The organism is Niastella sp. sgz303648, from assembly GCF_059587045.1.
Genome location: NZ_JCAPSW010000003.1, coordinates 648,107 through 673,463 on the forward strand (window position 1 = coordinate 648,107; position 25,357 = coordinate 673,463).

The following is a 25,357-nucleotide window of genomic DNA, read 5'->3' on the forward strand; positions in this document are numbered from 1 at the left end:
TTAGAACCGGTTCACAGGGTACAAATAAAGTAAGGCAAATGGTACGTGTACGGATTTTTATTTTCAGAACCTTAACCAAAGACTTCGTATAAAAAAGTGCTGCACAAAATAACGAACTAAAAATGTTAAAACGACAATTGAGGATATCTTCTTATCAAATTTTCAGTATAAATAAGTGGAAATAGGTATAAATTTTCATTTAGTGCGGTTTTTTTCCGGTTCATTTTACATTACAATTGTTTACGTAAGTACACTCGCAAAAACAGGAAGCCTGAAGTAAGATGTATGAAGCAAGAAGATTTTTAATGAGTTGTTTTATACTTCCTGCTTTGAAATCACCTGCAGCAAATATTGTGCATTTTGAATCGCTGCCGCATTGGCCGTATTATTAAAATACAAAAAAGCCTGCTTAACATGTTTAGCATTTTTTATTGCTTCAGCAACATGTTGTAAAAATTTTTCTTCATAAGGCGAGTAGTACAATTTTGGAACTCCATGAAAGCGGTAATAAACAACCGTGGTATTGCATATTGCTGCTTCGGGTAACAGCGGATGACTGATACCGCAAAAACTAATATGATGGTGAGCCAACGTTTCATAAACCTGCGGATGCCACCAGCTGCTATGTCGAAATTCAACTACATTTTTAAATGCAGGGTTCAGCTGTTGAATGATCTTTTGCAATAATTCATTTGTATAAATCAACTGACCGGGTAACTGAAACAAAATACAGCCTAACTTTTGTTGCAACCCTGTTTGAATGGTATTATAAAAATCGTTTAGCAGCGATTTGGTTTCATAAAACTTTTTGTAATGCGTGATCAGCCGGGGCGCTTTTACCGAAAATAGAAAATGAGAAGGGCTTTTTTGATACCAGTTTTGCAGGAACGACAATTCGGGAAAACGGTAAAAAGTTACGTTTAGCTCAAGGGTATCAAAATGCCGGCAGTAAAACTCAAACCACAGGCGCTGCGGCAATCCTTTGGGGTAGAATACCTCTTTCCACTCTTTGTAATGAAATCCCGAACAGCCAATATGCCACTGAATATAAGTCATTGTTTCAGGGTTAACTTTCCTATTATTACATATACTAAAATTTTTATACCACCACAGTTGAAAAAACGCTGTTAATTTGCAGCAACTTTAATTGTATGAAAGCTGGTCGTTCTGCTGCATTGAAATTTATATTTATTACTATTCTGGTAGATGTTATAGGCTGGGGGTTGATCATTCCGGTGATGCCCGATTTGTTGGCCGGCATGAAACATGTATCGGCAAACGAAGCAAGTAAATACGGAAGCTGGTTGCTGTTCGTATATGCCCTGATGCAATTTATCTGCGCGCCTATATTGGGTAGTTTGAGTGACCAGTATGGGCGCCGCCCCGTGTTATTGTTTTCACTACTGGGATTTGGTATAGATTATTTATTTCTGGCATTGGCGCCTAATTACGAGTTGTTATTTGTAGGGCGCATTATTGCAGGTATTACCGGCGCCAGCTTTACTACAGCCTCGGCCTATATTGCCGATATAAGCACTACCGAAAACAGAACGAAGAATTTTGGCATGATAGGAGCCGCATTTGGTTTAGGATTCATTATTGGTCCTGCTATTGGCGGCCAGTTAGGCGGTTTGGGTTTGCGCGCTCCTTTTTATGCAGCAGCTGTATTGTGTTTACTGAACTGGTTGTACGGATATTTTATTTTACCCGAATCATTAAGCAAAGAGCACCGGCGAAAATTTGAGTGGAAACGTGCCAACCCGTTAGGCTCATTGATGCAGTTAAAAAAATATCCTGCCATTCATGGATTAATAGTAGCACTTGTACTGGTATATATCGGGGCGCATGCCGTACAAAGTAACTGGAGTTATTTTACGAAGTACCGCTTTAACTGGAACGAAAAGATGATTGGTAATTCACTAAGCATTGTGGGTTTTCTGGTTGCTTTTGTACAGGCGGTACTGATACGTAAAGTGCATCCATTATTAGGGCAGGAGCGAAGCATTTATATAGGGTTAATGCTTTATTCGCTGGGTATGTTTTTATTTGCTTTTGCCACGCAAAGCTGGATGATGTTTGCTTTTCTGGTACCTTATTGTTTGGGTGGTATTGCCGGGCCTGCATTGCAGGCTACTATCTCGAGCCATGTACCTCCCAATGCCCAGGGCGAGTTGCAGGGTATATTAACCGGTTTAATGAGCCTGACTGCTATTGTCGGCCCGTTATTAATGAATCATCTTTTTTATTATTTTACTGAAAATTCAGCGCCCGTTCATTTTCCCGGAGCGCCGTTTTTTACAGGGGCGATATTGTTTTTAGTAAGTGCAATTTTGGCATATCGAACTTTATATAAAGAGAAACATATAATACAACCATCCTCATGAATTTATTAGGTAACATCATCTGGCTGTTATTTGGCGGATTAGTAGCCGCGCTGGGATATATATGTGGCGGATTTGTATTGTGTTTAACGATTATCGGCATTCCCTGGGGCCTGCAATGTTTTAAACTGGCAGGAGTAGTGTTATGGCCTTTCGGCAAACAAATTGTTCCGAAAGAGGGAACAACGGGTTGTTTGGCCCTTTTATGTAATATCATCTGGTTATTATGCGGCGGGTTATATACTGCGCTTGTACATCTTGTTTTTGCTGCTATATTTTTCATCACCATCATAGGTATTCCGTTTGCCCGCCAGCATTTGAAATTAATGGAACTGTCGTTATTGCCGTTTAGCAGGAATGTGATAGGGTAAGCAACACGAGTGGGATTTAAGAGGCATAGCCGTATCTGCTATTAAGTACTTGTATGCCTGATAAACGGTAATTGTATTATTATCATACAAAGCTCTTATTTGTTTTTTATTCATTATAAACCAATGTTAATTCAATTTTAAAAATCCACCCGTTCCCAATAAAGTAAAATATATTTTCGTTGAAGTGTCGGTAGAAAACCAGCGAGTAAAAGCACGCATTTTACCGAGCCGTATTTTTACTAATTGCATTTGCCATCTTCCAATATCCCAATCAATATATCCAACTTAATTAATTACTATAACTGGTTGACTTTAAGATGAAATAAAAAAGTCATACGTTAAACTATGCCCGGGCATTGTTTTTGCGCTAAAAAGCCGCTTGACAAAACCGGCAATTGAAATCATATGCTTACACACAGAGATTGGGGCGTTGCTTTTTCTCTTATGGCCATACTTATCGTGGCTGTAATTGTATTGAGCAGCCTGAACCTTTCTTTACCGGGCGAAAAAGCACCCCTTGCAAAAAAAGACTCAACCATAATTGTACCTCGCAGATTCGGTCTGGCCCTTGATTCATTTAACGTAACTGAAAGCATTATTCAGCGTAATGAATTTCTGGCTTCTATATTGGAATTGTATAATGTAGACAATACCATCATATCAAAACTACAGGAAAAATCGAAATATGTTTTTGATGTAAAGAAAATGAAAGCCGGTAGCCAATACACGGTTTTTTGCACCAAAGACACTTTGAAAAAGGTATGTTATTTTGTGTATCAGCCTAACGCTATCGACTATGTACTATACGATCTGCGCGATTCAATTTCTATTATCACCGGCAAACGCCAGGTAACCGCGCGTTTGCAAACGGCATCAGGCATCATCAATGGTTCATTGTATGAAACATTTGAAAAGTCAGGAACCGACCCGGCCCTGGCTATGAAACTGGCCGACCTGTATGCATACACAGTAGATTTTTATTCCATTCACGATGGCGACTATTTTAAAGTAATGTATGAGCAGCGGTACATAAAAGATGAACCGGTTGAAACAGGCGCTATTCAATCGGCCGTGTTTTCGCACAACGGCGAAAAGTTTTATGCATTTTTCTTTAAACCCGATACTGCAGAGGCCGGCGACTATTACGACGAAACAGGAAAAAGCCTGCGTAAATCTTTTTTAAAGGCGCCGCTTAAATTCAGTCATATTACTTCGGGGTATTCGCTCAGGCGTTTTCATCCAGTACAAAAAAGATGGAAAACGCATTTGGGAACCGATTATGCTGCCCCTGAAGGAACGCCCATTATTGCTACCGGCGATGGAGTGGTAGTTGAGTCGGAGTTTAGCGCCAACAACGGTAACTATGTTAAAATTAAGCACGACGATACATACACTACGCAGTACCTGCATATGACAAAGCAGGCGGTTAGGGCCGGACAAAGCGTACGGCAGGGTCAGGTTATAGGTTATGTGGGCAGCACCGGTTTGGCTACAGGGCCGCATGTATGCTATCGTTTCTGGAAAAACGGAAAACAGGTTGATCCGCTGCAACAAAAATTCCCGCCCTCTGTGCCTTTGTCAGAAGCTGTTATGCCTTTGTTTGCACAATATGTACAAAAACAACAGGAACAATTGAATACCGTTAACATGGGAGTTGTTGAAACAATTTCGATGACGCAGTAAACAAATAAGCAATTTGCAATAAGCAATCGGCAATTTGAATAAAGTGTTTCTTTAAATAAAAAGCCGGGCCATTACTATTATGGCCCGGCTTTTCTACACTATAGCCGGCTTTTCTTTATAATCTGTTATTTTTTGAATTTCAGCCCTTTTATTGCGTTGATATGCAGGCGTATTCATTTGCATAACATAAACTGGCACAAGCTTTGAAAATCATGGTTCATCAAATCAATCAATCATGAAAAAGCATGTTTTAACCCTGTTTTTGTTTTGTATAGTTGCAGGTCATATAAATGCACAAAAATTAACTGCCGGCATAAAGGGTGGTTTGAATATATCAGATGTTACCAGTTTGGATGGTGATAACCGGTTAAGCGGCCATATTGGTTTGTTTTTGCATAGCCGGTTTACCAGAAATTGGGCTGTGCAACCTGAATTATTATTCTCAGGCCAGGGGCAGCAATTTGTAATAGCCAACCATGAGTATACACTTGCATTGAACTATTTACAGGTACCTATCATGTTTCAGTTTTATCCGGCAAAGCAGGTTTATCTTGAATTTGGTCCGCAAATAGGCTTTCTGTTATCAGCCAAAGTAAAAGATGATGATAATAAAACAGAAGTTGATGACGGATATAAAAAAGTTGATGCAGGGCTTGCTCTTGGATTTGGCATACAGGCTACCCCCATGCTGGGATTTTATGCCCGTTATAATGCCGGTCTTTCAGACATCACCAAAAACGACAATCGCGACTATTTTAACCGGGTTGGCCAAATTGGCGTTTCAATAAAATTTAAATAACTATAACGGTTATTGTTGTTTGAATATACCGCAGAGAAGCAGGAGCAATCTTGTTTCGGCTCTCTGCGGTATTACTGTTTTATTTTTCACCGGCATAAAATATGGCCGCCATATCAATTGCCATGGTGTGACGTTCTTTCTGCGCTATCTGCTTATAAAATGACGTTGCTTCGGTAAACTGTACCACCTCAATGTTTTCGGCAATGCTTTTACTACCTGTCAACTCGAATATAATTTGTTTAACCAAAGGTTCCGGTACCCAGTCGCGGTATGTAGAGGGTGCACCTAATTCATCGCGGTAAGGATGAACATGAAATTCATTATAGAACAGATTTTCAGGAGGGCGCAGAAAATAAACTTTATTTAATCTGGCGGTATACTGTTGTTGAACATATGTTCTTAGCAGCTTATATTCTTTCGCTACCGGGTACAGGAAGTTATAACGGAAATTATAAAAGCCGGTTACTATAAACACCGCCATAGCCGCAATAACAAAATAGTTTTTCCATTTTTCCTTTTTTATCCATTCCAATATCATGCTGGCAAGTAATATGAAAACAGCCAGGTTTAAATTAATCATGGTACGGTACGATGCAAAGTTTTCATGTGCTACCATTACCGGAAGGTATATGAGCATCAGTAATAGAAAAACCACTACTATATATAGCAGTTTTTTGATAGCAGTCCGGTTGCGGTGGCTAATGAATAAATAAGCGATCCAAACCGAAATGGTTGTTATATAAAATGCCTGCGAAAGGATGCTGTGTAAATTGAACAGGAAATTAAAGCTAAAGGCCTGTGCCGTTGGCACAGAAAAGAAAAATGCAATTTTATCGAATACGTTCAGATTTAATGCTGTTCTAAGGGTACCTGTTACACCTTCGATAATCAGAGATAATTTGAATAGTATATAATAAACAAAGACAATAACAAGATATGCGATAACACCTGTTATTACAATGCGATCGGGTTTATAAAATTTTTTTGTGACAAAATGAAGAAAGAACGGGAGTAAAAATGCACCTACACCTATCTGATACAGAAATAATGAGCTAACACCTAAAGTTAGTATCAGCAATAGCATGGGAACGGGAACAGAAAAGTAATTGCCTGATTTTTTTAGTTGTGTAAATAATAAATGACCACTTAACAGGCCAAATATTAAAGCCAGGAATATTTCAAAACAGGAAGCTCCCCAACCAGTATATACGCATACCGAAATGCTACAGGCAAGGTACACGCTGCTTAATAAAACCAACCTGTTATCGAAACCACTATATTTTGCCCATTGACTTATGTTTTTAATGAACATACAAATTGCCAAAGCCCATCCAGCTAAAGAAATAAGGCGAAGGATTTTTATAGCGCTAATAGTATGAATTGAAGTGTATGCTTTATCCATGAGCAGCCCGCCTAAAAAGCGCCCCTGTACCAGCCAAATATCATAATATAGTACGCCCTTTTCGTTATGCCATAACTGGTAGCAGTCATCGAGGTAAACATAATTTGTATAAAATAAAGGGAAATAAATAATCAATAATACGATAACAGGAAGGCTGTAAAGGACAAGTTGTTTTTTCACTGCGGCTGGGTTGAACGGAATTATTTTAATAATTCCCTGAACCGCATTTCTGATTTATATGATGATGGCCGGTAGTAATTGTACCGGCCATTCAAAAGTAGACATAAAAAATTATACCCGCAGTACTGTGCAGTGAATATTGATTTCTTTAATGTGTTGGTGTTATTTTATCCAGCGTTCAAAAAATTCCCAGGTGCGTAACATCTGATCGATCCGTTGGCGGTTATCGCCACTTCGGGTAATCTCATGCGTTGCATTCGGATGGCGCACATATTCAACCGGGCGGCCCAATACTTTCAGGCTACGGTACATCATTTCACTTTCAACAAAACCGGTACGCCGGTCGTTGTCGCCATGAAAAATAATATAAGGAGTGGTGATATTTTGTACGTAAGTAATGGGCGATTCGCGCTCGAGATTGGCTTTGGCTTCCGCTTCCCATGGATAACCGCCAAAATAGTTCGGTACCAGGCGCCAGGCATTGCCTTCGCCAAAAAAAGTGCTTAGATCGTATACACCGCGCTGTGAGCAGGCAGCTTTAAAGCGGTGATCATGGCTGATGATCCATGCCACCAGGTAGCCGGCATAGGAACCACCGGTAACCAATAATTTTGATGTATCGGCCCATCCTTCGGCTATAGTTTTATCAAGGGCCGTCAGCACATCGCTGGTTGGGCCTTTGCCCCAGTCGTTTATGTTTGCCCGCAGAAATGTTTCACCATAGCCACCGCTGCCTCGTGGGTTACAATACACCACCCCATATCCTTTGCTGCAAAAGAACTGGTATTCGTGCCACATTGAACTTTCGCCTGGTCCCCACATAGCCGAAGGGCCTCCATGAATTTCGAGCAACAACGGATATTTTTTACCCGGTTCATAGTTGGCCGGCTTCATCACCCAATATTCAACAGTAAGGCCTTTATCGTTGGTAAATGTTTTCTTTTCGGGAAACGACAGCTGTTTGTTTTGCACCCAATTGTAATTGATGGTGCCGATGCGCTTTGCATTTTTGGCGGTTGCATCGGCGAGGTACAATTCGAAGGGATTGGCTACTTCGGTTTTTACAAACACCAGCTTATTGTTTGCCACATCGAAGTTGCTGATGCCGCTGTTATAATCGGTTAATTGTTCAACCTGTTTGGTTTTTATGTTCACCTGGTATAACGGAAATCCACCATTGCTGGGCGCATTGAAGTACAGGTATTTTTCATCGGCGCTCCATACAAAGTTGGCTTTGGTACGATCGAAAGGAATAACGATCATATCCTTTGCCGAACCTGTCAGCGGCATGATGGCCAGCTGCGGAACTTTTACAAATGAAATATCGGCAAACTGAAATGCCAGCCATTTGCCCGAAGGAGAAACCTTTGGAGAAAAAAATACTTTTTCATCTTCTCCCAATAATTTACGCAAATGGCTACCATCACGATCAACTATAAAAATTTCACTTTCAAGCGACCGGTTGGGGTGTTGTATTGAATCAATATCTCCCAAAAAGATGACTTGTTTGCCATCGGGCGTAAAATCGGCCGAGCCAAAAGAATAAAAACCATGCGTTATAGCAACCGGCGAATCGCCGGGGTGTATGCCAACAACAAAATAATGGTTGAAGTTTATGTCGTTGGTAATGTTAAACTCATCCTGAAAGTTGAGTTTATTGATCACCCGTGCTTTTTTATCAGTGATATTGTTATCGAGGTAGGCCCGTACTTCTTCGAGGGTGCCATCGGGATTGCTTTTGGCCGTTGAAGGTTTTAATTGTTCATTTTTATCGAAGCCCGGTTTTTCAACGGGCCAGTCGGGCAGTTTTTTGCCGGGGTTCAGTATGGAGTCTTTTGCAAAATCGGCCATTTGAATATAGGAAGCAAACAGAATCTGTTGTCCGTCGGAGCTCCATTTGGGCGAGCTGGCGCCGTACTTAAATTTAGTCAATTGTACCGCTTCACCACCATCGAGTGATAATAGAAATATCTGTGGTTTGCCGTCGGCCGTTCGAACAAAAGCAAGTTGTTTGCCATCGGGACTCCAGGCGGGTTGCACTGAGTGTTCTTTGGTAGTTAACTGACGGGGCGCTGAACTGCCGTCGGTTAATGTCATCCAAACGTGGCTCACATATTTGTAATCCAGTTTACTATCGCCATCATTTTCGATACTGGTAACTGTAAAAGCGGCTTTACTGCCATCACGGGTAAGCGTGATATTATCGATAGATTTAATTTTCAGCATATCGGTAACAGTAACAGGCTGCTTATTTTGAGCTGTAGCGCAAATAGATATATAAAAGCCAATGCATACCAGAAGCCTTTTCATGTGACTGATTTTTAATAGGATGAATGTACGACTTCGACCGAATTATAAGTCGTATTAAAATGATGAATAGTAGTATTTGCTAATGGATGGTAGCAGTTTTAAACTATTGATATTAAGCGGGTTTTCCTTTTAACAGATGCAACACTATTATTCCTTGCCAATTCATGGTTATTCCGATAATTTTGCATTAATTAGTAGTACTATGAGCGAAACAACAGCGCCGCAATTGACGGCAAAGGATTTTGCCACCGACCAGGAAGTGCGGTGGTGCCCCGGTTGTGGGGATTATTCCATTTTGGCGCAGGTGCAAAAGATTATGCCGGGATTGGGTATTCCAAAGGAGAATATTGTAATCGTTTCGGGTATCGGCTGCAGCAGCCGCTTTCCCTATTACATGAATACATATGGCATGCATTCGATCCATGGAAGGGCAACAGCCATCGCCAGCGGATTGAAGGCAACCAGGCCCGAATTAAGCGTTTGGATCGTAACCGGTGATGGCGACGCCCTTAGCATTGGCGGCAACCATACCATTCATTTGTTGCGCCGCAATTTTGATGTGAACGTAATGCTTTTCAACAACCAGATATATGGCTTAACGAAAGGCCAGTATTCGCCTACATCAGAAGAAAATAAGGTCACCAAATCAACTCCATTCGGCAGTATCGATCATCCTTTTAACCCATTGGCCCTTGCCATGGGTGCAGATGCTACTTTTATTGCCCGTAGTATGGACCGCGACCCCAAACATTTGCAGGAAGCATTGATAAGAAGTCATAAACATAAAGGCGCCTCTTTCCTCGAGATCTATCAAAACTGTAACATCTTTAACGATGCCACTTTTGAGATCTTTACCGAAAAGTCAAGCAAGCCCGATAATACCTTGTTCCTTGAGCATGGCAAACCGCTTGTTTTCGGCGCAAAACAGGATAAAGGGATTAAATTAGATGGCTTCAGACCAGTGATTGTAGACCTGGCCAACGGTGGCTCAACCAGCGACCTGTGGGTGCATGATGAAAGAGATTTTTATAAGGCACAGATACTGGTGCGTATGTTCGATGATCCGCGTGTTGAAGGGCACCTGCCTCGTCCGTTTGGTGTATTTTATGAAAACGACCGGGCTTGTTATGAAGATGTGATGCAAATGCAAATTGAAGAGGTTATCAGCACAAAAGGCAAAGGCAATCTCGATAAACTGCTTCGTGGTAACGAAACATGGACAATTGCCTGATGGCATATAATAAGACACAAGACACAAGGCACAAGAATAAGGCACAGAGGCATAAAGTTAATATGCCTCAAAATTTTTGACCTGGTTCCATAATATTGACCTACAAATCAAAAAGGCTTCGTTTTACGGAGCCTTTTTGATTTGTAAACCTTTTTTTAACTCCGCATCTATATATCATCATTGATTATAAAAAAAATGCCAGCGATGGATATCGCCGGCCTGTGCTTACCTCTGAAACCACAAAAAGAAAGAAGTTAAGCTATATGTTATAATAGTATTATTTATTTAATCAGGAGGTTCAATGGATGATGGACAGCGGAGACTGTATATAAAGGAATAAACACCCTACGGCGAAATTTGAATTTTAAAATATAGCTGCCGTTATTGTAGTAAAAGCAGTTAGTTTTAGTTACAGGTACAATCTTTTGCAGATACTCAGCAGCACAAATGATCGGCTACACGTTAACAGAGGTAATGTATTAAAAAGGGTTGCGGACAATTTAAGGTACGAACAAATGATTATCCGTACTTCAAATAAGTTTTATGTTTAAATGGAAATTGGGTTGCCGGAAATTGGATGGTTGGAAATCGGAGATTGGATTAGTTGTTGTGCTTTGCTGGCGAGATTGGTATATTCAGCGCATAGCCCGGTAAAAATAAAGACTGTTTTTTTAATAATCAATATTTTTTTTAAAATTTTTTAATGTCATACCGTTTAGTATGATTTCTTAAGATAAATCAAACCGTAATTAAATAGTGGTGGAAACGGCTCCCTATTTGAAGTCTGCAGCTTCCAGCTCCTTTTCGGCTGCTTTCAGAAGGCTGGTTTTTTTATATTCATACCACCACTTTGGGGCGGTTCTTTTCATAAGTGTATCGATATTACGCATGCCGAACAGGTTCCAGGCGCCTTTTAGCTTGCCGCTGATCGACGATTGCAGTGCCCTGAGGCTCATAGCAAAGCCACTGTCGAGGTATTCCATGTGATGCCAGTATCCGGCGGGCATAAACAGGGTATCGCCATGGTTTAAGATCACTTCATAACCTTTTGCCAGTTTCAGCGCCGGAAACTGACTATAGTCAGGATTCCCGTTCTGATTATAGTTTGAAAAATCGGCAAGACTTAATACTTCAAACGGTTTGCGATATAGCTTATGCTGCTCAGTGAAGGGGAACAACAGCACCTTTTTGCGTCCCACGAACTGGGTATGCATAATATGCGACATGTCGATATCAAAATGCATGTGGGTGATACTGGTAGCGCCTCCTACAAACAGCATAGGAAACTTCTTTACAAAACCTTTCATCAGGTGATCGGGCCATGTAAAGTCCTGAGTAAGTTCCGGGGCATGATCAAAAATATTAAACAGGAAGATGCGCCATCCGGCCGGTCCCCGGCTGATCATATCAACATAATCACCAAAGGTTTTATAATCGTCGGCTGTATTAATAGGAGTAAAGGCGTCGCTTTTTACATTATTATATAGGCCTACCCGTTTACTGCCTACTATTTCTTTGAAGTATGGCCAATTCCATTTCGTGTAGGCCGGCCAGTCTTTGGCCAGATTGGTAATAACAACTGGTTTCAATGGCAGGTAATACCGCTGCTGAAAGTCAATTGCATTGATGTTGTCAATGCGATCAACAGGTTGTAATTGCATGAAGTTTTTGTTTACACAAATTTAATGTTAAAATCATGTTCGCTGAACAAAGCCGGTTCAATTCTATACCTCGCTTTAACATTTGCTAAATACCTCTGAACCTGTATGAGCCATTTGATTATACTTAAAAACACTGTAAAGGACCGGTAGGCTAAACAAATTAATCTAAAAGAAGGTTTAACACCGGTTAAAAAACAGCAAAGGAGTGGCATTTTTTTTATAACGATTACCTGAATTAAAACATATAATTTGCTGTTATGTTGTTACATCTTCATCCTGAGAATCCGCAACCGCGAAATATTGCAACTATTGTAAATGTTTTATCGAAGGGGGGAGTTATAATTTATCCTACCGATACCATTTATGGGTTAGGATGCGATATTTTTGAACATAAGGCCATTGAACGCATTTGTCGCATTAAGCAAATTGATCCGCAAAAGGCGCAGCTTTCTTTTGTATGTTACGATCTGAGCGATTTGAGCCGTTATACCAAAAGCATCAGCACCCCGCTGTATCGTATGCTAAAGCAATATTTGCCCGGCCCCTATACTTTCATTTTACCGGCCAGTAAAGAAGTGCCGAAGATATTGCAGAGTAAAAAAAGCACTATCGGATTGAGAATCCCCGATAATCTGATTGCCCGCACAATTGTAAAAGAGCTGGGCCATCCTATTTTAAGCACCACATTGCCGGGTACTATGGTTGAGGAATATACTGATCCTGAACTGATGCAGGATAACTTCAATAAACTGGTTGATGTGGTAGCTGATGGAGGTCCGGGCGGAATGATTCCTTCGACTGTTGTAGATTGCACCGGTGATGAACCTGTTTTGATAAGGCAGGGAGCTGGAGAATGGGCGCTTGTATAAGCACTATGTGCAAATGACAATAAGCAAAGAAATTAATAACTAACGGTTAACAAAAAAAGATAACTGCTGTGAAAAGCGAATATCAGCAATTTTTTCCCGATGGTTTTACGCTCGAAACCCCACGCGTATTATTGCGCCTGATAAAGCCCGAAGACTTCGACATTTTTTTGCCGCTTTCCAAAGACAAGCAGATATGGACATACTGGACCAAAGACCTGAGCGATGAAACAACTTTAAAGAGTTGGGTAGAGAAGGTATTGAATGAACGGGCGCAGGAAATACGGGTGCCTTTTACCGTTATTGATAAGCACACGTATGAAATTTGCGGCAGTATCAGTTTTGTAAACATTTCTTTTTATCATAAAAGCCTCGAATTAGGCAGTATTTGGCTTGGCACGCCGTTTATGGGAACCGGTATAAACCGCGAAGTATTTTTTGCATTGCTTTCCTACACTTTTGAGGTAATGAAAATGGAGCGTGTTGAATTAAGGGTCGATAACCGGAATGAGCGCGCCAAAGCAGCCTTTTTAAAGGCAGGTATGATTCCCGAAGGTATGTTGCGAAGTAATCAGCTGGTACATGGCAACAGGCGAAGAGATACGCTTTATTTAAGTATTCTCAGAGTGGAATGGGCAGATCGTAAATTGCATTTTTATCCGGAGATGTTGTAATAAAAAAGCCGCCCTGTTGCAAGGCGGCCTGTAATTGCTGATAATTATATTTTGAAGTAAGGTTAATTACTTTACCTTGAGATGAATAAACTTTATATTGGATAATATTTTATTCGCCTGCTCTAATTTTTCAGGGAATAAAATTTTATTGGAGTATTTATCAAGATCTTTATTCACGGTTATCTTAAGCCCCCAATCCGTTACTCCTTTTATTGTTTTCTTCTGCTTCATATTATAAAGTTAATGTAATTTTCGTTTTATTAAAAAGCCAAAATAATCTACCCCTTTTTCAAAGGGCACATCTATAAATGACTCTTGTGACTTTAACACTCCAAGAATCTCAAAATCAGCACTTAGGAGGTCAAAATTTATGGTGATTGCCATACGGTACAACCTGGTTCTTTGAGGGCAACTTCCTTCAAAATAGATTATTCTATTATTCCCTTTGGTAAACTCAAATAGAACTGTGGCAATTGTCGCTAAAATCTTGTTTCTGTCCTTATTATCATTAACAGTTAAATCATCTATTGTACCATCCTTATTCAAATTTCCAAAAGCAAGGTTATACAGGTTAGGGATATCAGTTGGCTGAAACTCGATGATTTTTGAAATATTTCCTTTGGGGCCATTACTGATGAACTTGTATTTCAATCTATCAGAAAATATTTCCAGATCTGTATATCTTTCAAAATTCATAGGCACATGATGTTGTTAATTATTTATACTCACTTTTTGAAAGTGTTCATTAATATAAACAGACGAACCAACACGATGTACTAAACGAAGTATAACTTTTTTTTAAAAAACCAATCCCGCCTCGCGGGCGGGACTGATTATCATCTCATTCAAAATCATCTGCTAACTGTAAAAACCTCCTATATGCGAATTTGCGCGAAGGGCCAATGGGGTTAAATATCAGGCACGATAACGGCCGTTATGCTTTGCCCGGTAAATGTGACGACTGGCCCGGCGCTCTTCACTACGAATATGCATTCTTTCAACAGGACCAATATGGCCATCGTTTGCTTTTGCCCGGCGAATATCGTTATGAATATGTCGCTGTTCATGTGCCAGGCGCATGGATTCACCACGGGTTAATGACCCATTATTTACACCCTGCGCTATACGATAATGTTCGTTACGGGCTTTGCCTCGGATCGTTTGAGCATCGGCACCTGCAGCTACGGCTACAAGCAAAACGATAAGAATAAACTTTTTGTTCATGGCTATGAGTTTTTTTGTTTTTTATTGGGGCTATTGTATTAAAGACTGAAGCATAGATGCGAGGTTTAAAAGATGGCAAAAATAGCCGCCGGCGCCCACACCACTTTAACAAAATGAATTGGCGCAAACCCTGCCCGGTCAATGGGTTGGACCGAATGATAAAAGGATGCAAAATTATCAGATATCTAACTCAAGCTGGCTTGAAGTGCATTGGAACGACCGGCGATGGTAGGGGCTTAGTCCGAACTGTTCAATAGCCTTGCGGTGCTCTTCGGTACCGTAGCCTTTATTGGTGTTCCATTTATAATGAGGAAATTCATTGTGCAGATTGCGCATGAAATCGTCGCGATAGGTTTTGGCCAGAATGCTGGCTGCAGCTATGGATGCATATTCGCCATCGCCTTGCACAATACATTGGTGAGGTACTTTTTTGTAACGGGTGAACCGGTTGCCGTCGATGATCAGGAATTGGGCCTTCTTTTTTAATTTATCAAGGGCCAGATGCATGGCTTTGAAAGAGGCGTTCAGAATATTGATGCGGTCAATTTCTTCATGATCTACCATAGCCACATAATAGCTTATTGCATTTTTTTCGATAAATGCCTTTAACTCGTACCGGTCTTCTTCTTTAACCTGTTTTGAATCGTTCAGTTTTTCGTGGTAAAATCCTTCGGGTAAAATTACAGCCGCTGCAAACACAGGACCTGCCAAACAGCCGCGACCTGCTTCATCGCAGCCGGCTTCGATTAGTTCGGTTTGGTAAAAAAGTTTCAGCAATTGGCGTACTTTGGCCCAAAAATAAGCGCTTTGGCGGCATTTAAATATTATTTGCCAACTTTGTTTTTATACACACCACATTCCCAATATGGAACCAACTACATTACCCCGGCTGTTCCCCACTTTTGAAAAAGAGCTTCAACAGGAAATTCAGGAACATGGCGAAATACGATATTTTAAAGCCGGCGAACAACTGATGCGCACCGGACAGTATTTCCGTTCAACCATGCTTATTCTCGACGGGCTGGTAAAAATATACCGCGAAGATGAGGAAGGGAACGAATTCTTTATGTACTACCTGCAGCCGGGCCACGCCTGCGCGCTGTCGATGGTTTGTGCTGCCGAACATAAACCCAGTGCCATTATGGCAAAAGCCGTTAAAGATACTCAGGTGGTGGCTATTCCATTGCAGTTTATGGACGAATGGATAACAAAATATAAGAACTGGTTTCACTTTGTAATGGGCACTTACCGGCTTCGTTTTGAAGAATTGCTGAACACGATTGACCATGTGGCTTTTCGGGGCATGGATGAACGGCTTGAATTTTATCTTAAAAAGCATCGCGAAACCCTGCAAACAAATTTAATTGCCATCAACCACCAGGAAATTGCCAATGAACTGAACTCTTCGCGCGAAGTAATTTCCCGGTTACTAAAAAAAATGGAGCAAATAGGTAAAGTAAAACTGCATCGCAACGCTATTGAGATTATTCAATTATAATTTGAAACTTTTAAATATCGTTTAAATAATTACCCTGGTTGGTTTAATTGCCTTTGGTATAAATGATAAACGATTAAAAATTCTATTTCCATCTTTTTTCTTTCTTCACTCATTGCTGCATAAAATCACAAAACATTTTTGCGAAGATCATCGTTATTGTGATCTTCGTCACCAATCAGATTTTTATTTTCACGCACCTTTACCCTGATGAATGCATGACAATTAGTACACCAGCGGGCAACCTGTTGCATGAATTACTAAACCTACCATTCCTTTTTACAACTTTTATTATACATGGAAATAGCCGGTTATATAGCAGCCGTTTTAATAGGCGTGTCATTGGGTTTAATTGGCGGGGGCGGATCAATACTTACCGTACCTGTATTTGTATACCTGATGCATGTGCATCCGGTATTAGCTACTACTTATTCTTTATTTGTGGTTGGCAGTTGCAGCCTGGTAGGAGGGGCTCGCGCCTATGTTAAAAAACTGGTTGATTTAAATGTAGTACTTTATTTCGGCTTATCGTCGCTGTTATCGGTATTTATAATACGCAAATTTGTTTTGCCGCTGATCCCTGACTATTTATTTACCATAGGTAACATAACAGTTACCAAAGGTGTTTTTTTAATGGTGTTGTTTGCCCTGTTAATGGTGGCCGCTTCGGTTTCGATGATAAAGCCGAACAATAAGCAGTCTTCACCTGTTAACGGCCAGTGGCGCATACCCTGGCTTATGGTGCAGGGCCTGGTGGTAGGAACAGTTACCGGTTTGCTGGGAGCCGGCGGTGGTTTTTTAATTATACCTGCGTTGGTATTGATCAGCCGGTTGCCTATGAAAATTGCCGTTGGTTCGTCGTTAACCATAATGGCCATAAGTTCGTATTTTGGTTTTTTCAGCACTTTATCGCATTATACGGTTAACTGGTTTCAATTGCTGTTGTTTACCGCCATTGCAGTTTTGGGCATTTTTATAGGTACTGCCTTATCTGAAAAAATATCAGGACAAACTTTAAAGAAAGGGTTTGGATGGTTTGTACTGGCAATAGGCATTTTTATTTTACTGCACGAATTATTTTTTTAATAAAGACGTTATGTAACAGCTTGCCCTGATCTTTTCTTTTAAAACGTTTTGCTGCTATGTGATAAAAGTCATAGAATACCTAACGTACATAACAGACATTTGCATTGATTAATATAAAAAAGTATAGTATGAAGATTGAACAAATCTATACAGGTTGCCTGGCGCAGGGCGCTTATTATATCGAAAGCGAAGGAGAAGCTGTAGTTATTGATCCGCTTCGCGAAATCGACACCTATATTCAAAAGGCAGCCCGCAATGGCGCAACCATTAAATACGTTTTTGAAACCCATTTTCACGCAGATTTTGTATCAGGTCACCTCGATCTTTCCAAATCAACAGGTGCATCGATTGTATACGGGCCAACGGCTACGCCATCTTTCCCCGCAACAATTGCAACAGATGGTCAGGTTTTTAATGTAGGCAAAGCATCTTTTACTGTATTGCATACGCCTGGTCATACTATGGAAAGTACCTGTTATTTAATGAAAGATGAGCAGGGAAAAGAAGTAGCCTTGTTCAGCGGAGATACTTTATTCATTGGTGATGTTGGCCGTCCCGACCTGGCTCAAAAGGCCGCTCATCTTACGCAGGAAGATCTGGCGGGATTATTATTCGATTCGTTGCGGAACAAAGTTATGCCGCTGGCTGACGATGTAATTGTTTATCCTGCTCATGGAGCCGGCAGCGCCTGTGGCAAAAACATGAGTAAAGAAACTACCGATACGCTTGGTCATCAGAAAGCAACCAATTATGCATTGCGTGCCGATATGACCCGTGAAGAATTTATTAAAGAAGTGACTACCGGATTAACTGCGCCTCCTCAATATTTTCCGCTGAATGTGCAATTGAATAAGCAGGGCTACGAAAGCATTGGAGAAGTGATTAAAAAAGGAACGCATCCTTTAAGTGTTGAAGCTTTTGAAGCAGCTGCCAATGAAACCAATGCATTGATATTGGATACAAGAGACCCGCAGGCATTTGCAAAAGGATTTATTCCTAACTCAATTAACATTGGTATCGACGGCAATTTTGCACCATGGGTGGGCGCTCTGATACCTGATATAAAGCAACAAATATTAATTGTAGCAGAGAAGGGCCGTCAGGAAGAGGTTGTTACCCGGCTGGCACGCGTAGGATATGATAATGCCATTGGTTATTTGCAGGGTGGTATTGAAGAGTGGAAAAACGCCGGTAAAGAAATCGATACCGTTACATCGGTTTCGGTTGATCAGCTTGCATCTGTTTGTGAAACGAAAGCAGGTATAGATGTGCTGGATGTACGCAAAAAAAGCGAATACGATTCAGAGCACATGAAGGGTGCAATAAATGCCAGTCTTGATTATATTAACGACAGCATGCAAATGGTTGATAAAAACAAAACCTGGTATGTACATTGTGCCGGCGGCTATCGCTCCATGATATTTATTTCGATATTAAAAGCAAGAGGGTTTGATAACCTGATTGATGTAAAAGGTGGTTTCAAAGCCATTAAGGATTCGGGAAAATTCTCTATTACCGATTATGTTTGTCCAACGACTATGTTGTAATTACTGATATACAACCTTAAAAACAAAATGATGTTCCGGTTTATTCGCAAATTATTTGCTGCGCAAACAGATTTTAAATCGTTGCGGCAGACAGGTGCTATTATTATGGATGTGCGCACACCGGCTGAATATAGCAGTGGTCATATCCCTGGTTCGGTAAACATTGCTGTTAACCAGCTGAGTTTGGCTTTAAATGATTTAAAAAAGCAAAACAAACCGGTGATCACGTGTTGCCGGTCGGGCGCCAGAAGCGCAGCTGCAGTAGGTATTTTAAAAAACGCCGGCATTGAAGCTTACAATGGCGGCAGTTGGAACGAACTTTTAAATAAATTATAATGAAAGCCTGGTTAAAGCAATTATGGGTTGAATGGAACGTATGCCGTATCGTGCGCATAGCAGGTGGCCTGCCGATAATGATCATGGGCATTAAACAACACGACTGGCCGGTAATGTTGTTTGGCGGCGCTTTTTTGCTGGCAGGATTATTGTCGGTTCAATGTTGCACTGCCGATGGTTGTACACCCCGTTATAATAGAAACAAACCGGCGAAAACTATCGAATTTGAAGAACTGAAAAATTAAAGTTATGAGCACGTTTGCTGAGCTTATACAATCAGATAAACCGGTATTGGTTGATTTTTTTGCAGAATGGTGTGGTCCCTGTAAAATGATGGCGCCTATTTTAAAAGAGGTAAAGCAATCTGTGGGCGATAGTGTAACGATCCTGAAACTGGATGTAGATAAAAATCCACAGGTGGCCAATGCTTTTCAGGTTCAGGGAGTGCCTACTTTGATTCTTTTTCATAAAGGAGAAATTAAATGGCGGCAATCGGGCGTGGTGCCTGCCCCCCAGTTACAGCAGTTGTTGCAGCGGTTTGTTGCATAGGAAGCAGGAAGTAGTAAGTTGTATGTAGTAAGCAGGAAACCCGAAGTCGGATGTCACAAAGCGGAGTGCAAATACCGGCAACCTGAAACTGGTAACCGGAAAACCACAACCTGGCCTTTACTTATTACTTACGACTTTTAAAAAGCTGTGTGATTTTTGTCGCATAGCTTTTTTGTTGAAACCACCATATTTACAGAAACTTACCAGTTATGAATTTTTGGAACTTTATTACACAACCCTGGCCCTGGTATGTGGCGGGGCCAATTATAGGATTAGTAGTACCCCTTTTATTGATAACAGGCAATAAAACCTTTGGCATTTCATCTTCACTAAGGCATGTTTGCGCCGCCTGTTTTCCGGCCAAAATTCCATTTTTTACCTACAACTGGCGAAAAGAAGCCTGGAATCTTTTTTTCGCTGGTGGCGTATTGTTAGGTGGCGCCATTGCCGCTGCCTGGTTAAGTAATGCGCAACCCGTTGTGGTAGATCAGCAGCTGGTAAATGACCTGCAACGTTACGGCGTTCATAATTACAGCAGCCTGATTCCGGTGGATTTGTTTAACTGGCCTTCACTGTTAACCGTTCGCGGATTTATATTGATGGTAGTTGGCGGTTTTTTGGTGGGCTTTGGTACCCGTTACGCCGGCGGCTGCACTTCGGGCCACGCTATTATGGGGCTTTCGAACCTGCAATGGCCTTCCCTGGTTGCAACCTGTTGTTTTATGATCGGTGGTTTTATTACCGCCAACCTTATTCTTCCAATTGTTTTACACCTGTAAAAAATACACATGGAAACAAAAGAAATGATAGCACAGCCCGAAGCGTTAAAAGAATTGAATACCGATTTTGAAGTGCGTTCGCTCGATACTATTTGCCTGAATGAATCGCAAATTCAGCACCCCTGGTATCATTCGATAAAATATCTTTTTGTAGGTATGTTGTTTGGAATTGTGCTGGTTAAGTCGGAAGTTATTTCCTGGTTTCGTATTCAGGAAATGTTTCGGTTACAAAGCTTTCATATGTATGGAGTGATAGGTTCTGCAGTTGTAACAGGTATTATATCGGTATGGCTGATTAAAAAGTTCAAAATAAAAACGATATACGGCGAACCGATTGAACTGCATCCCAAACGATTTAATAAAGGACAAATTTACGGTGGTTTGTTATTTGGGGCAGGCTGGGCATTAACCGGTGCTTGTCCGGGCCCGCTGTACGCGCTGATAGGAACAGGAGCTACTGTTATCATTATTACTTTGTTAAGCGCTATTGCCGGTACATGGGTGTATGGCCGCCTGCGCGAAAAATTGCCACATTAATTTGGCGGTAAATATTTATTATAAGTATCTTTAATAGTGAAATAACCTTTCTCTTCCTTCACCTCATCCTTTCATATTTGCACCCTTAGGAATGTTAGTGATTCATTTACCGGCTCTATACTACTAATTATCTGCTGGAACTTTGTTTTAGGTAGTTTGGGATTTCTGCTTTTGCGTTATCGCAATAAAATTGCGATGCGTTGAACTGCCTGATCCATGAATTAAAGATCCATATCCCCATTGGCCGGCAATACCCGGTTTTATAAAAATTACATGTTGTAAAATGAAAAACCCCATCGATAAACCTTGTGTGTTTGTTGATGAAATTGTATTGCCAGCGTTTTAACCCCCGGATATAGACCACGCCGTTATTGTAAAAGCTTTTACCGATTGTTAAATACATAAAACTAAAACTTAACTGAATATGCTAACTAACAACGCTAATTCCGAGTCACGTCGTGATTTTTTAGGAAAGCTTGCCACCGGCGCTGCCGCATTGGGCGCCGCTTCTCTTACCCCGTTTCAAATGCAGGCGGCTCCTGTGGCTGAGCATGAGTTTGCCGATGCAGACGAATGGTTTAATAAGATCAAAGGCAAACACCGTATTGTATTTGATGCTACACGGCCGCATGAATTGATGCCTTTTGCCTGGCCAAAAATTTTTTTATTGACCAATGCGGCCACCGGCACACCCGAAAAAGATTGCAGTACGGTAGTAGTACTCAGGCACGATGCTATTGGCTATGCGCTTAAAAGCGATTTATGGGCGAAATATAAACTCGGTGAATTATTTAAGGCAGATGATCCGCTCACAAAAGCGCCTGCTACCCGTAATCCATTCTGGCAGCCCAAAGAAGGCGATTATAAAGTGCCGGGTATAGGACCTGTTAATATAGGAATAAATGAATTACAGGCAAATGGTGTTATGTTTTGCGCCTGTAATATGGCAATAACTGTATATAGTGCAGTTGCCGCCGATATGATGAAGACGGATGCCGCTACAGTAAAAAAAGAATGGCTCGATGGGGTATTGCCCAACATACAGGTAGTTCCCTCAGGTGTATGGGCCCTGGGCCGTGCACAGGAGCATGGCTGCACGTATTGCTTTGCAGGATAACGTAAATGCATAAATATTTCAGCAACAAATACCATTGCCTGAAAAATTTTCGGGCGTTGGTATTTGTTGCATTTATCCTTTTATTATTCATTTTATAACGCAAACCAGGTTGCTCCAAACCAACTGCCTGCAAAGCGACGCCCCAACCTATAAAAACGATTCCCCACTCAGTTTATATGAATCGTACATTGGTTATAGGAACATTGGCGGTTGCAGCTATTATTGCCGTAGTATTATTGGCTATCCGGCCCCGCTCTGTTAAGTTAAAAAATGAAACAACTGAACTCCCTATAGCAAAAGACCCCGAAAAACCGTGGCAGGCGCCAGACTCAAATGATATTCCTGATTCAAAAGCAGGGAACCTAATCCGTTATGGACGCGATTTAATAGTACACACATCATGGTACCTTGGACCAAAAGGAAAGGTGGCGAAAATTTCGAATGGGATGAACTGTCAGAATTGCCATCTTGCCGCCGGAACCAAACCCTGGGGAAATAATTACAGCGCTGTAGCTTCAACCTATCCCAAATTTCGCGACAGAAGCGGTTCTATTGAATCCATTGAAAAAAGGGTGAACGATTGTTTCGAAAGAAGTTTAAATGGAAAAGCATTAGACAGTAACAGTCACGAAATGCGGGCCATTGTAGCTTACATGCATTGGTTGGGATCTAACGTGCCGAAAGGCCAAAAGCCGTTAGGGTCGGGCATTTCTTCGCTCGAATACCTGAACCGGCCGGCAGATCCGGTGAATGGGAAAAAGGTTTTTGTCGAAAAATGCCAAACCTGTCATGGTGCTAATGGCGGGGGAATGCCCGATACAATCATGGGTACCGGATATTTGTATCCACCTTTGTGGGGGCCGCATAGTTTTAATATCGGGGCCGGTCTTTACCGTGTGTCGCGCATGGCAGGTTATGTAAAGGATAATATGCCGTTCGGCGTTTCGCATGGTAATTCAAAGGTAACCGAAGAACAGGCGTGGGATGTAGCTGCTTTTATTAATTCACAACCACATCCTGTTAAAGAGTATAGTACCGACTGGCCGAAGAAAAGCACCAAGCCCGTCGATCATCCGTTTGGGCCTTTTGCCGATAGCTTTTCTGAACAACAGCATAAGTTCGGTCCGTTTGGCCCTATTCAAAGCGCCAGAGATTCAAAAAAAGCGAAATAAAAATATTTTTTCCGGGAGGTGTTTATTGAAATCATTTTTTAAAGTTTAAATCGAACTGAAAATGAAGCACACAACATTCATTGTTCCCCTGCTTTTGTTGTGTTTGGGGAGCATAGCACAAAAAGCAGATTACAAGGTGGTTTTTGATATTACCAGTGGCGATACTGCCGCTCACAAAACCGTTATTCGCCAGTTACGGGGCATATCACAATCGCAACCTAATGCACAGCTTGAAGTGGCTATTTACGGCGATGCACTGGGCATGGTAATGAAAGATAAATCAATAATTGCCGATGCCATTCAGGAGTTGAGCAATAGTAAAAAAGCCAGTTTTAAGGTTTGTGGGCAAACTATGAAACGCCTCAATGTTGATAAAAGCCAGTTGATACCGGGCGTAGACATCGTTCCCGATGCCATTTATGAAATTGTAAGCAAGCAGCATGAGGGGTGGGGGTATATTAAGGTGGCGCATTAAGAATCAAGGCACAAGTTTCAAGGCACAAGGTCTTGCGGTTTAGTCAGGTTAACTGAATTTGAAGGTTGTGCCTTGAAACTTGTGCCTTGGTGCTTGCTTTTCTTGTGGTTTGAGCCTCCGCTTAAGCTCAGCGACACCCGGGCGGCGCACCAGCGAGTCTTAAACTTCAATACCTCAGCTTAAAATCAATCATTTTAACGAACTTATAGCAGAGTTATAGGGGAGTTATAGTGGACTTATAGGGAACTTATAGGAATGTTCCTCCAAGGTTCCTCCCTACCTCCTCCATAGTTACTTCCTCCCAACTCCATGTATACTGCATGCCACCTTGTGCCTTGAGCCTTGTTTCTTGTGCCTTTCCTCCCTTACCTTTGCGCCGCAATGAATACCATATCTCATGAACAACGTGCCGCACGGGCAGTATCGAACTGGATTTTACTGGGGGTAATTATGTTATTGGTGCAGGTGGTTTTGGGTGGTATTACCCGCTTAACCGGCTCGGGATTGTCTATTACCGAGTGGAACGTAGTTACCGGGGCCTTGCCGCCGCTGACCGAACAGCAATGGCTTACCGAATTTGATAAATACCGGCAAACCCCTCAATACCGGTTGCTGAATACCGACTTCACAATTTCTGACTTTAAATTTATATTTTTCTGGGAGTGGTTTCATCGCTTATGGGCACGGCTCATAGCGGTAGCCTTTTTGGCCGGTTTTGTGTACCTGCTGGCGAAAAAATACCTTAAAAAAGAAATGATAAATCCGCTGGTGATCCTTTTTTTGCTGGGGGCCCTGCAGGGCGCCATCGGATGGATTATGGTAGCAAGCGGATTAACGGGCGATGCCGTGTATGTGCGGCCAACCCGGCTGGCCATGCACTTTATTTTTGCGCTTGGATTAATTTGTTATGCCTTCTGGTACGCTCTGCAACTTAAAATTCCTGCCAAATACAAAATTTATAACAGTGGATTACGCATATGGACCTGGGCGTTGATCATAATTTTATTCGTGCAATTGATTTTCGGGGCATTAATGGCGGGGCATAAGGCGGCTACTGCGGCACCCACCTGGCCAACCATCAATGGCAGTTGGGTACCCGAAGGTTTGTTAAAAGAACAACCGGTTACCCTTAATTTTTTTGAAAATAAGATCACCATTCACTTCGTTCACCGGGGGCTGGCCTACACGTTATTAATTTTGATAATAATTTATTTCCTGAAGGCATTTCGTATAACACCGGCCAATACCGTTTTTTCAAAGGCGCGTGTATATCCCATAATACTGGTAACGGTACAGGTAATATTGGGCATTTTATCGGTATTAACCAGTACCCGCATAATTCCCAACCGTTGGGGCACGTTTGAGTGGATGGCACAGTTACACCAGATTACCGGTATGTTGTTACTGCTGAGCCTGGTAGCAATGTTATTTCTTACCCGGCGGTCAGGTTTTACGCAACCATCATAATCTTGCTACTGTCTT

28 protein-coding genes are annotated in these 25,357 nt (G+C 41.4%); 19 read left to right on the forward strand and 9 right to left on the reverse strand.

What is annotated here, in order from left to right; genetic code table 11:
• Nucleotides 1-315 precede the first annotated feature (315 nt).
• A complete protein-coding gene (locus AC59IL_RS11600; RefSeq protein ID WP_496552286.1) occupies nucleotides 316-1,056 on the reverse strand; it encodes a DUF72 domain-containing protein in 741 nt (246 codons plus the stop codon).
• A gap of 95 nt (nucleotides 1,057-1,151) precedes the next feature.
• Here AC59IL_RS11600 and AC59IL_RS11605 point away from each other — a divergent pair, with 95 nt between their 5' ends.
• Nucleotides 1,152-2,384, forward strand: coding sequence for a TCR/Tet family MFS transporter (locus tag AC59IL_RS11605; protein WP_496552287.1), 1,233 nt, complete (start codon nucleotides 1,152-1,154; stop codon nucleotides 2,382-2,384).
• Nucleotides 2,381-2,752 carry a YccF domain-containing protein gene (locus AC59IL_RS11610; RefSeq protein WP_496552288.1) on the forward strand — a complete coding sequence of 124 codons (372 nt, stop codon included), beginning with the start codon at nucleotides 2,381-2,383 and terminating at the stop codon, nucleotides 2,750-2,752. The genes AC59IL_RS11605 and AC59IL_RS11610 overlap by 4 nt, the downstream gene beginning before the upstream one ends.
• Here the strand turns inward: AC59IL_RS11610 and AC59IL_RS11615 are convergent.
• Nucleotides 2,720-2,866 carry a DUF4291 family protein gene (locus AC59IL_RS11615; RefSeq protein WP_496552289.1) on the reverse strand — a complete coding sequence of 49 codons (147 nt, stop codon included), beginning with the start codon at nucleotides 2,864-2,866 and terminating at the stop codon, nucleotides 2,720-2,722. The genes AC59IL_RS11610 and AC59IL_RS11615 overlap by 33 nt on opposite strands.
• Before the next feature lie 291 nt (nucleotides 2,867-3,157).
• On the opposite strand from AC59IL_RS11615, the gene AC59IL_RS11620 reads away from it, so the two are divergent.
• Together AC59IL_RS11620 and AC59IL_RS11625 are read left to right on the forward strand one after the other, a co-directional pair.
• Nucleotides 3,158-4,435, forward strand: coding sequence for a M23 family metallopeptidase (locus AC59IL_RS11620; protein WP_496552290.1), 1,278 nt, complete (start codon nucleotides 3,158-3,160; stop codon nucleotides 4,433-4,435).
• 235 nt (nucleotides 4,436-4,670) lie between these two features.
• Nucleotides 4,671-5,234: a porin family protein gene (locus tag AC59IL_RS11625; RefSeq protein ID WP_496552291.1), complete on the forward strand. Its 564-nt coding sequence runs from the start codon at nucleotides 4,671-4,673 to the stop codon at nucleotides 5,232-5,234.
• A 79-nt stretch (nucleotides 5,235-5,313) separates the two neighbouring features.
• Here the strand turns inward: AC59IL_RS11625 and AC59IL_RS11630 are convergent, their stop codons facing one another.
• Nucleotides 5,314-6,816, reverse strand: a complete 1,503-nt coding sequence (locus tag AC59IL_RS11630; RefSeq protein WP_496552292.1) for a glycosyltransferase family protein — start codon at nucleotides 6,814-6,816, stop codon at nucleotides 5,314-5,316.
• Between the two features lie 162 nt (nucleotides 6,817-6,978).
• Nucleotides 6,979-9,126, reverse strand: a complete 2,148-nt coding sequence (locus tag AC59IL_RS11635; RefSeq protein WP_496552293.1) for a S9 family peptidase — start codon at nucleotides 9,124-9,126, stop codon at nucleotides 6,979-6,981.
• Nucleotides 9,127-9,328: 202 nt separating this feature from the next.
• Between AC59IL_RS11635 and AC59IL_RS11640 the strand changes: the two genes are divergently transcribed.
• Nucleotides 9,329-10,357, forward strand: coding sequence for a 2-oxoacid:ferredoxin oxidoreductase subunit beta (locus AC59IL_RS11640; RefSeq protein WP_496552294.1), 1,029 nt, complete (start codon nucleotides 9,329-9,331; stop codon nucleotides 10,355-10,357).
• Nucleotides 10,358-11,130: 773 nt separating this feature from the next.
• On the opposite strand, the gene AC59IL_RS11645 is transcribed toward AC59IL_RS11640, so the two are convergent.
• Nucleotides 11,131-12,018, reverse strand: coding sequence for a cupin-like domain-containing protein (locus AC59IL_RS11645; RefSeq protein ID WP_496552295.1), 888 nt, complete (start codon nucleotides 12,016-12,018; stop codon nucleotides 11,131-11,133).
• Between the two features lie 257 nt (nucleotides 12,019-12,275).
• Here AC59IL_RS11645 and AC59IL_RS11650 point away from each other — a divergent pair, with 257 nt between their 5' ends.
• Both AC59IL_RS11650 and AC59IL_RS11655 read left to right on the forward strand, forming a co-directional pair.
• The gene (locus AC59IL_RS11650) at nucleotides 12,276-12,887 is read left to right on the forward strand and encodes an L-threonylcarbamoyladenylate synthase (RefSeq protein ID WP_496552296.1); all 612 of its coding nucleotides are present in this window, start codon (nucleotides 12,276-12,278) and stop codon (nucleotides 12,885-12,887) included.
• Between the two features lie 68 nt (nucleotides 12,888-12,955).
• Nucleotides 12,956-13,558, forward strand: a complete 603-nt coding sequence (locus AC59IL_RS11655; protein ID WP_496552297.1) for a GNAT family N-acetyltransferase — start codon at nucleotides 12,956-12,958, stop codon at nucleotides 13,556-13,558.
• Between the two features lie 66 nt (nucleotides 13,559-13,624).
• Here the strand turns inward: AC59IL_RS11655 and AC59IL_RS11660 are convergent, their stop codons facing one another.
• From AC59IL_RS11660 to rnhB, 4 genes are all read right to left on the reverse strand, one after another.
• Nucleotides 13,625-13,789, reverse strand: a complete 165-nt coding sequence (locus tag AC59IL_RS11660) for a hypothetical protein (RefSeq protein WP_496552298.1) — start codon at nucleotides 13,787-13,789, stop codon at nucleotides 13,625-13,627.
• A gap of 9 nt (nucleotides 13,790-13,798) precedes the next feature.
• Nucleotides 13,799-14,254 carry a DUF6934 family protein gene (locus tag AC59IL_RS11665; RefSeq protein WP_496552299.1) on the reverse strand — a complete coding sequence of 152 codons (456 nt, stop codon included), beginning with the start codon at nucleotides 14,252-14,254 and terminating at the stop codon, nucleotides 13,799-13,801.
• 219 nt (nucleotides 14,255-14,473) lie between these two features.
• A complete protein-coding gene (locus AC59IL_RS11670) occupies nucleotides 14,474-14,782 on the reverse strand; it encodes a hypothetical protein (protein ID WP_496552300.1) in 309 nt (102 codons plus the stop codon).
• A gap of 177 nt (nucleotides 14,783-14,959) precedes the next feature.
• A complete protein-coding gene (gene rnhB / locus AC59IL_RS11675; RefSeq protein ID WP_496552301.1) occupies nucleotides 14,960-15,559 on the reverse strand; it encodes a ribonuclease HII in 600 nt (199 codons plus the stop codon).
• An 88-nt stretch (nucleotides 15,560-15,647) separates the two neighbouring features.
• Between rnhB and AC59IL_RS11680 the strand changes: the two genes are divergently transcribed.
• The 12 genes from AC59IL_RS11680 to AC59IL_RS11735 all read left to right on the forward strand — a co-directional run bounded on the left by AC59IL_RS11680 (nucleotide 15,648) and on the right by AC59IL_RS11735 (nucleotide 25,342).
• Nucleotides 15,648-16,280, forward strand: coding sequence for a Crp/Fnr family transcriptional regulator (locus AC59IL_RS11680; RefSeq protein ID WP_496552302.1), 633 nt, complete (start codon nucleotides 15,648-15,650; stop codon nucleotides 16,278-16,280).
• A gap of 294 nt (nucleotides 16,281-16,574) precedes the next feature.
• Nucleotides 16,575-17,363: a sulfite exporter TauE/SafE family protein gene (locus AC59IL_RS11685; protein ID WP_496552303.1), complete on the forward strand. Its 789-nt coding sequence runs from the start codon at nucleotides 16,575-16,577 to the stop codon at nucleotides 17,361-17,363.
• Between the two features lie 128 nt (nucleotides 17,364-17,491).
• On the forward strand, nucleotides 17,492-18,910 hold the full coding sequence (locus tag AC59IL_RS11690) for an MBL fold metallo-hydrolase (RefSeq protein ID WP_496552304.1): 1,419 nt from the start codon (nucleotides 17,492-17,494) through the stop codon (nucleotides 18,908-18,910).
• A 27-nt stretch (nucleotides 18,911-18,937) separates the two neighbouring features.
• Entirely contained in the window at nucleotides 18,938-19,246 is a 309-nt protein-coding gene (locus AC59IL_RS11695; protein ID WP_496552305.1) for a rhodanese-like domain-containing protein, read from the forward strand.
• Nucleotides 19,246-19,491: a hypothetical protein gene (locus AC59IL_RS11700; RefSeq protein WP_496552306.1), complete on the forward strand. Its 246-nt coding sequence runs from the start codon at nucleotides 19,246-19,248 to the stop codon at nucleotides 19,489-19,491. The genes AC59IL_RS11695 and AC59IL_RS11700 overlap by 1 nt, the downstream gene beginning before the upstream one ends.
• Before the next feature lie 4 nt (nucleotides 19,492-19,495).
• Nucleotides 19,496-19,795: a thioredoxin gene (trxA, locus tag AC59IL_RS11705; protein ID WP_496552307.1), complete on the forward strand. Its 300-nt coding sequence runs from the start codon at nucleotides 19,496-19,498 to the stop codon at nucleotides 19,793-19,795.
• 209 nt (nucleotides 19,796-20,004) lie between these two features.
• Nucleotides 20,005-20,574, forward strand: coding sequence for a YeeE/YedE family protein (locus AC59IL_RS11710; protein WP_496552308.1), 570 nt, complete (start codon nucleotides 20,005-20,007; stop codon nucleotides 20,572-20,574).
• A gap of 9 nt (nucleotides 20,575-20,583) precedes the next feature.
• Nucleotides 20,584-21,111 carry a DUF6691 family protein gene (locus AC59IL_RS11715; protein WP_496552309.1) on the forward strand — a complete coding sequence of 176 codons (528 nt, stop codon included), beginning with the start codon at nucleotides 20,584-20,586 and terminating at the stop codon, nucleotides 21,109-21,111.
• A 424-nt stretch (nucleotides 21,112-21,535) separates the two neighbouring features.
• Entirely contained in the window at nucleotides 21,536-22,228 is a 693-nt protein-coding gene (locus AC59IL_RS11720; RefSeq protein ID WP_496552310.1) for a twin-arginine translocation signal domain-containing protein, read from the forward strand.
• Between the two features lie 176 nt (nucleotides 22,229-22,404).
• A complete protein-coding gene (locus AC59IL_RS11725; RefSeq protein WP_496552311.1) occupies nucleotides 22,405-23,400 on the forward strand; it encodes a c-type cytochrome in 996 nt (331 codons plus the stop codon).
• A gap of 61 nt (nucleotides 23,401-23,461) precedes the next feature.
• Nucleotides 23,462-23,875: a DsrE family protein gene (locus AC59IL_RS11730; protein ID WP_496552312.1), complete on the forward strand. Its 414-nt coding sequence runs from the start codon at nucleotides 23,462-23,464 to the stop codon at nucleotides 23,873-23,875.
• A gap of 381 nt (nucleotides 23,876-24,256) precedes the next feature.
• Entirely contained in the window at nucleotides 24,257-25,342 is a 1,086-nt protein-coding gene (locus tag AC59IL_RS11735; protein ID WP_496552313.1) for a COX15/CtaA family protein, read from the forward strand.
• Nucleotides 25,343-25,357: the final 15 nt, after the last annotated feature.

Bases quoted from the DNA above. Each gene is read 5' to 3' on its own strand.
- AC59IL_RS11600 (WP_496552286.1), bottom strand. From the start codon at position 1,056: ATGACTTATATTCAGTGGCATATTGGCTGTTCGGGATTTCATTACAAA.
- AC59IL_RS11605 (WP_496552287.1), top strand. From the start codon at position 1,152: ATGAAAGCTGGTCGTTCTGCTGCATTGAAATTTATATTTATTACTATT.
- AC59IL_RS11610 (WP_496552288.1), top strand. From the start codon at position 2,381: ATGAATTTATTAGGTAACATCATCTGGCTGTTATTTGGCGGATTAGTA.
- AC59IL_RS11615 (WP_496552289.1), bottom strand. From the start codon at position 2,866: ATGAATAAAAAACAAATAAGAGCTTTGTATGATAATAATACAATTACC.
- AC59IL_RS11620 (WP_496552290.1), top strand. From the start codon at position 3,158: ATGCTTACACACAGAGATTGGGGCGTTGCTTTTTCTCTTATGGCCATA.
- AC59IL_RS11625 (WP_496552291.1), top strand. From the start codon at position 4,671: ATGAAAAAGCATGTTTTAACCCTGTTTTTGTTTTGTATAGTTGCAGGT.
- AC59IL_RS11635 (WP_496552293.1), bottom strand. From the start codon at position 9,126: ATGAAAAGGCTTCTGGTATGCATTGGCTTTTATATATCTATTTGCGCT.
- AC59IL_RS11640 (WP_496552294.1), top strand. From the start codon at position 9,329: ATGAGCGAAACAACAGCGCCGCAATTGACGGCAAAGGATTTTGCCACC.
- AC59IL_RS11645 (WP_496552295.1), bottom strand. From the start codon at position 12,018: ATGCAATTACAACCTGTTGATCGCATTGACAACATCAATGCAATTGAC.
- AC59IL_RS11650 (WP_496552296.1), top strand. From the start codon at position 12,276: ATGTTGTTACATCTTCATCCTGAGAATCCGCAACCGCGAAATATTGCA.
- AC59IL_RS11660 (WP_496552298.1), bottom strand. From the start codon at position 13,789: ATGAAGCAGAAGAAAACAATAAAAGGAGTAACGGATTGGGGGCTTAAG.
- AC59IL_RS11665 (WP_496552299.1), bottom strand. From the start codon at position 14,254: ATGAATTTTGAAAGATATACAGATCTGGAAATATTTTCTGATAGATTG.
- AC59IL_RS11670 (WP_496552300.1), bottom strand. From the start codon at position 14,782: ATGAACAAAAAGTTTATTCTTATCGTTTTGCTTGTAGCCGTAGCTGCA.
- AC59IL_RS11680 (WP_496552302.1), top strand. From the start codon at position 15,648: ATGGAACCAACTACATTACCCCGGCTGTTCCCCACTTTTGAAAAAGAG.
- AC59IL_RS11685 (WP_496552303.1), top strand. From the start codon at position 16,575: ATGGAAATAGCCGGTTATATAGCAGCCGTTTTAATAGGCGTGTCATTG.
- AC59IL_RS11690 (WP_496552304.1), top strand. From the start codon at position 17,492: ATGAAGATTGAACAAATCTATACAGGTTGCCTGGCGCAGGGCGCTTAT.
- AC59IL_RS11695 (WP_496552305.1), top strand. From the start codon at position 18,938: ATGATGTTCCGGTTTATTCGCAAATTATTTGCTGCGCAAACAGATTTT.
- AC59IL_RS11700 (WP_496552306.1), top strand. From the start codon at position 19,246: ATGAAAGCCTGGTTAAAGCAATTATGGGTTGAATGGAACGTATGCCGT.
- trxA (WP_496552307.1), top strand. From the start codon at position 19,496: ATGAGCACGTTTGCTGAGCTTATACAATCAGATAAACCGGTATTGGTT.
- AC59IL_RS11710 (WP_496552308.1), top strand. From the start codon at position 20,005: ATGAATTTTTGGAACTTTATTACACAACCCTGGCCCTGGTATGTGGCG.
- AC59IL_RS11715 (WP_496552309.1), top strand. From the start codon at position 20,584: ATGGAAACAAAAGAAATGATAGCACAGCCCGAAGCGTTAAAAGAATTG.
- AC59IL_RS11720 (WP_496552310.1), top strand. From the start codon at position 21,536: ATGCTAACTAACAACGCTAATTCCGAGTCACGTCGTGATTTTTTAGGA.
- AC59IL_RS11725 (WP_496552311.1), top strand. From the start codon at position 22,405: ATGAATCGTACATTGGTTATAGGAACATTGGCGGTTGCAGCTATTATT.
- AC59IL_RS11730 (WP_496552312.1), top strand. From the start codon at position 23,462: ATGAAGCACACAACATTCATTGTTCCCCTGCTTTTGTTGTGTTTGGGG.
- AC59IL_RS11735 (WP_496552313.1), top strand. From the start codon at position 24,257: ATGAATACCATATCTCATGAACAACGTGCCGCACGGGCAGTATCGAAC.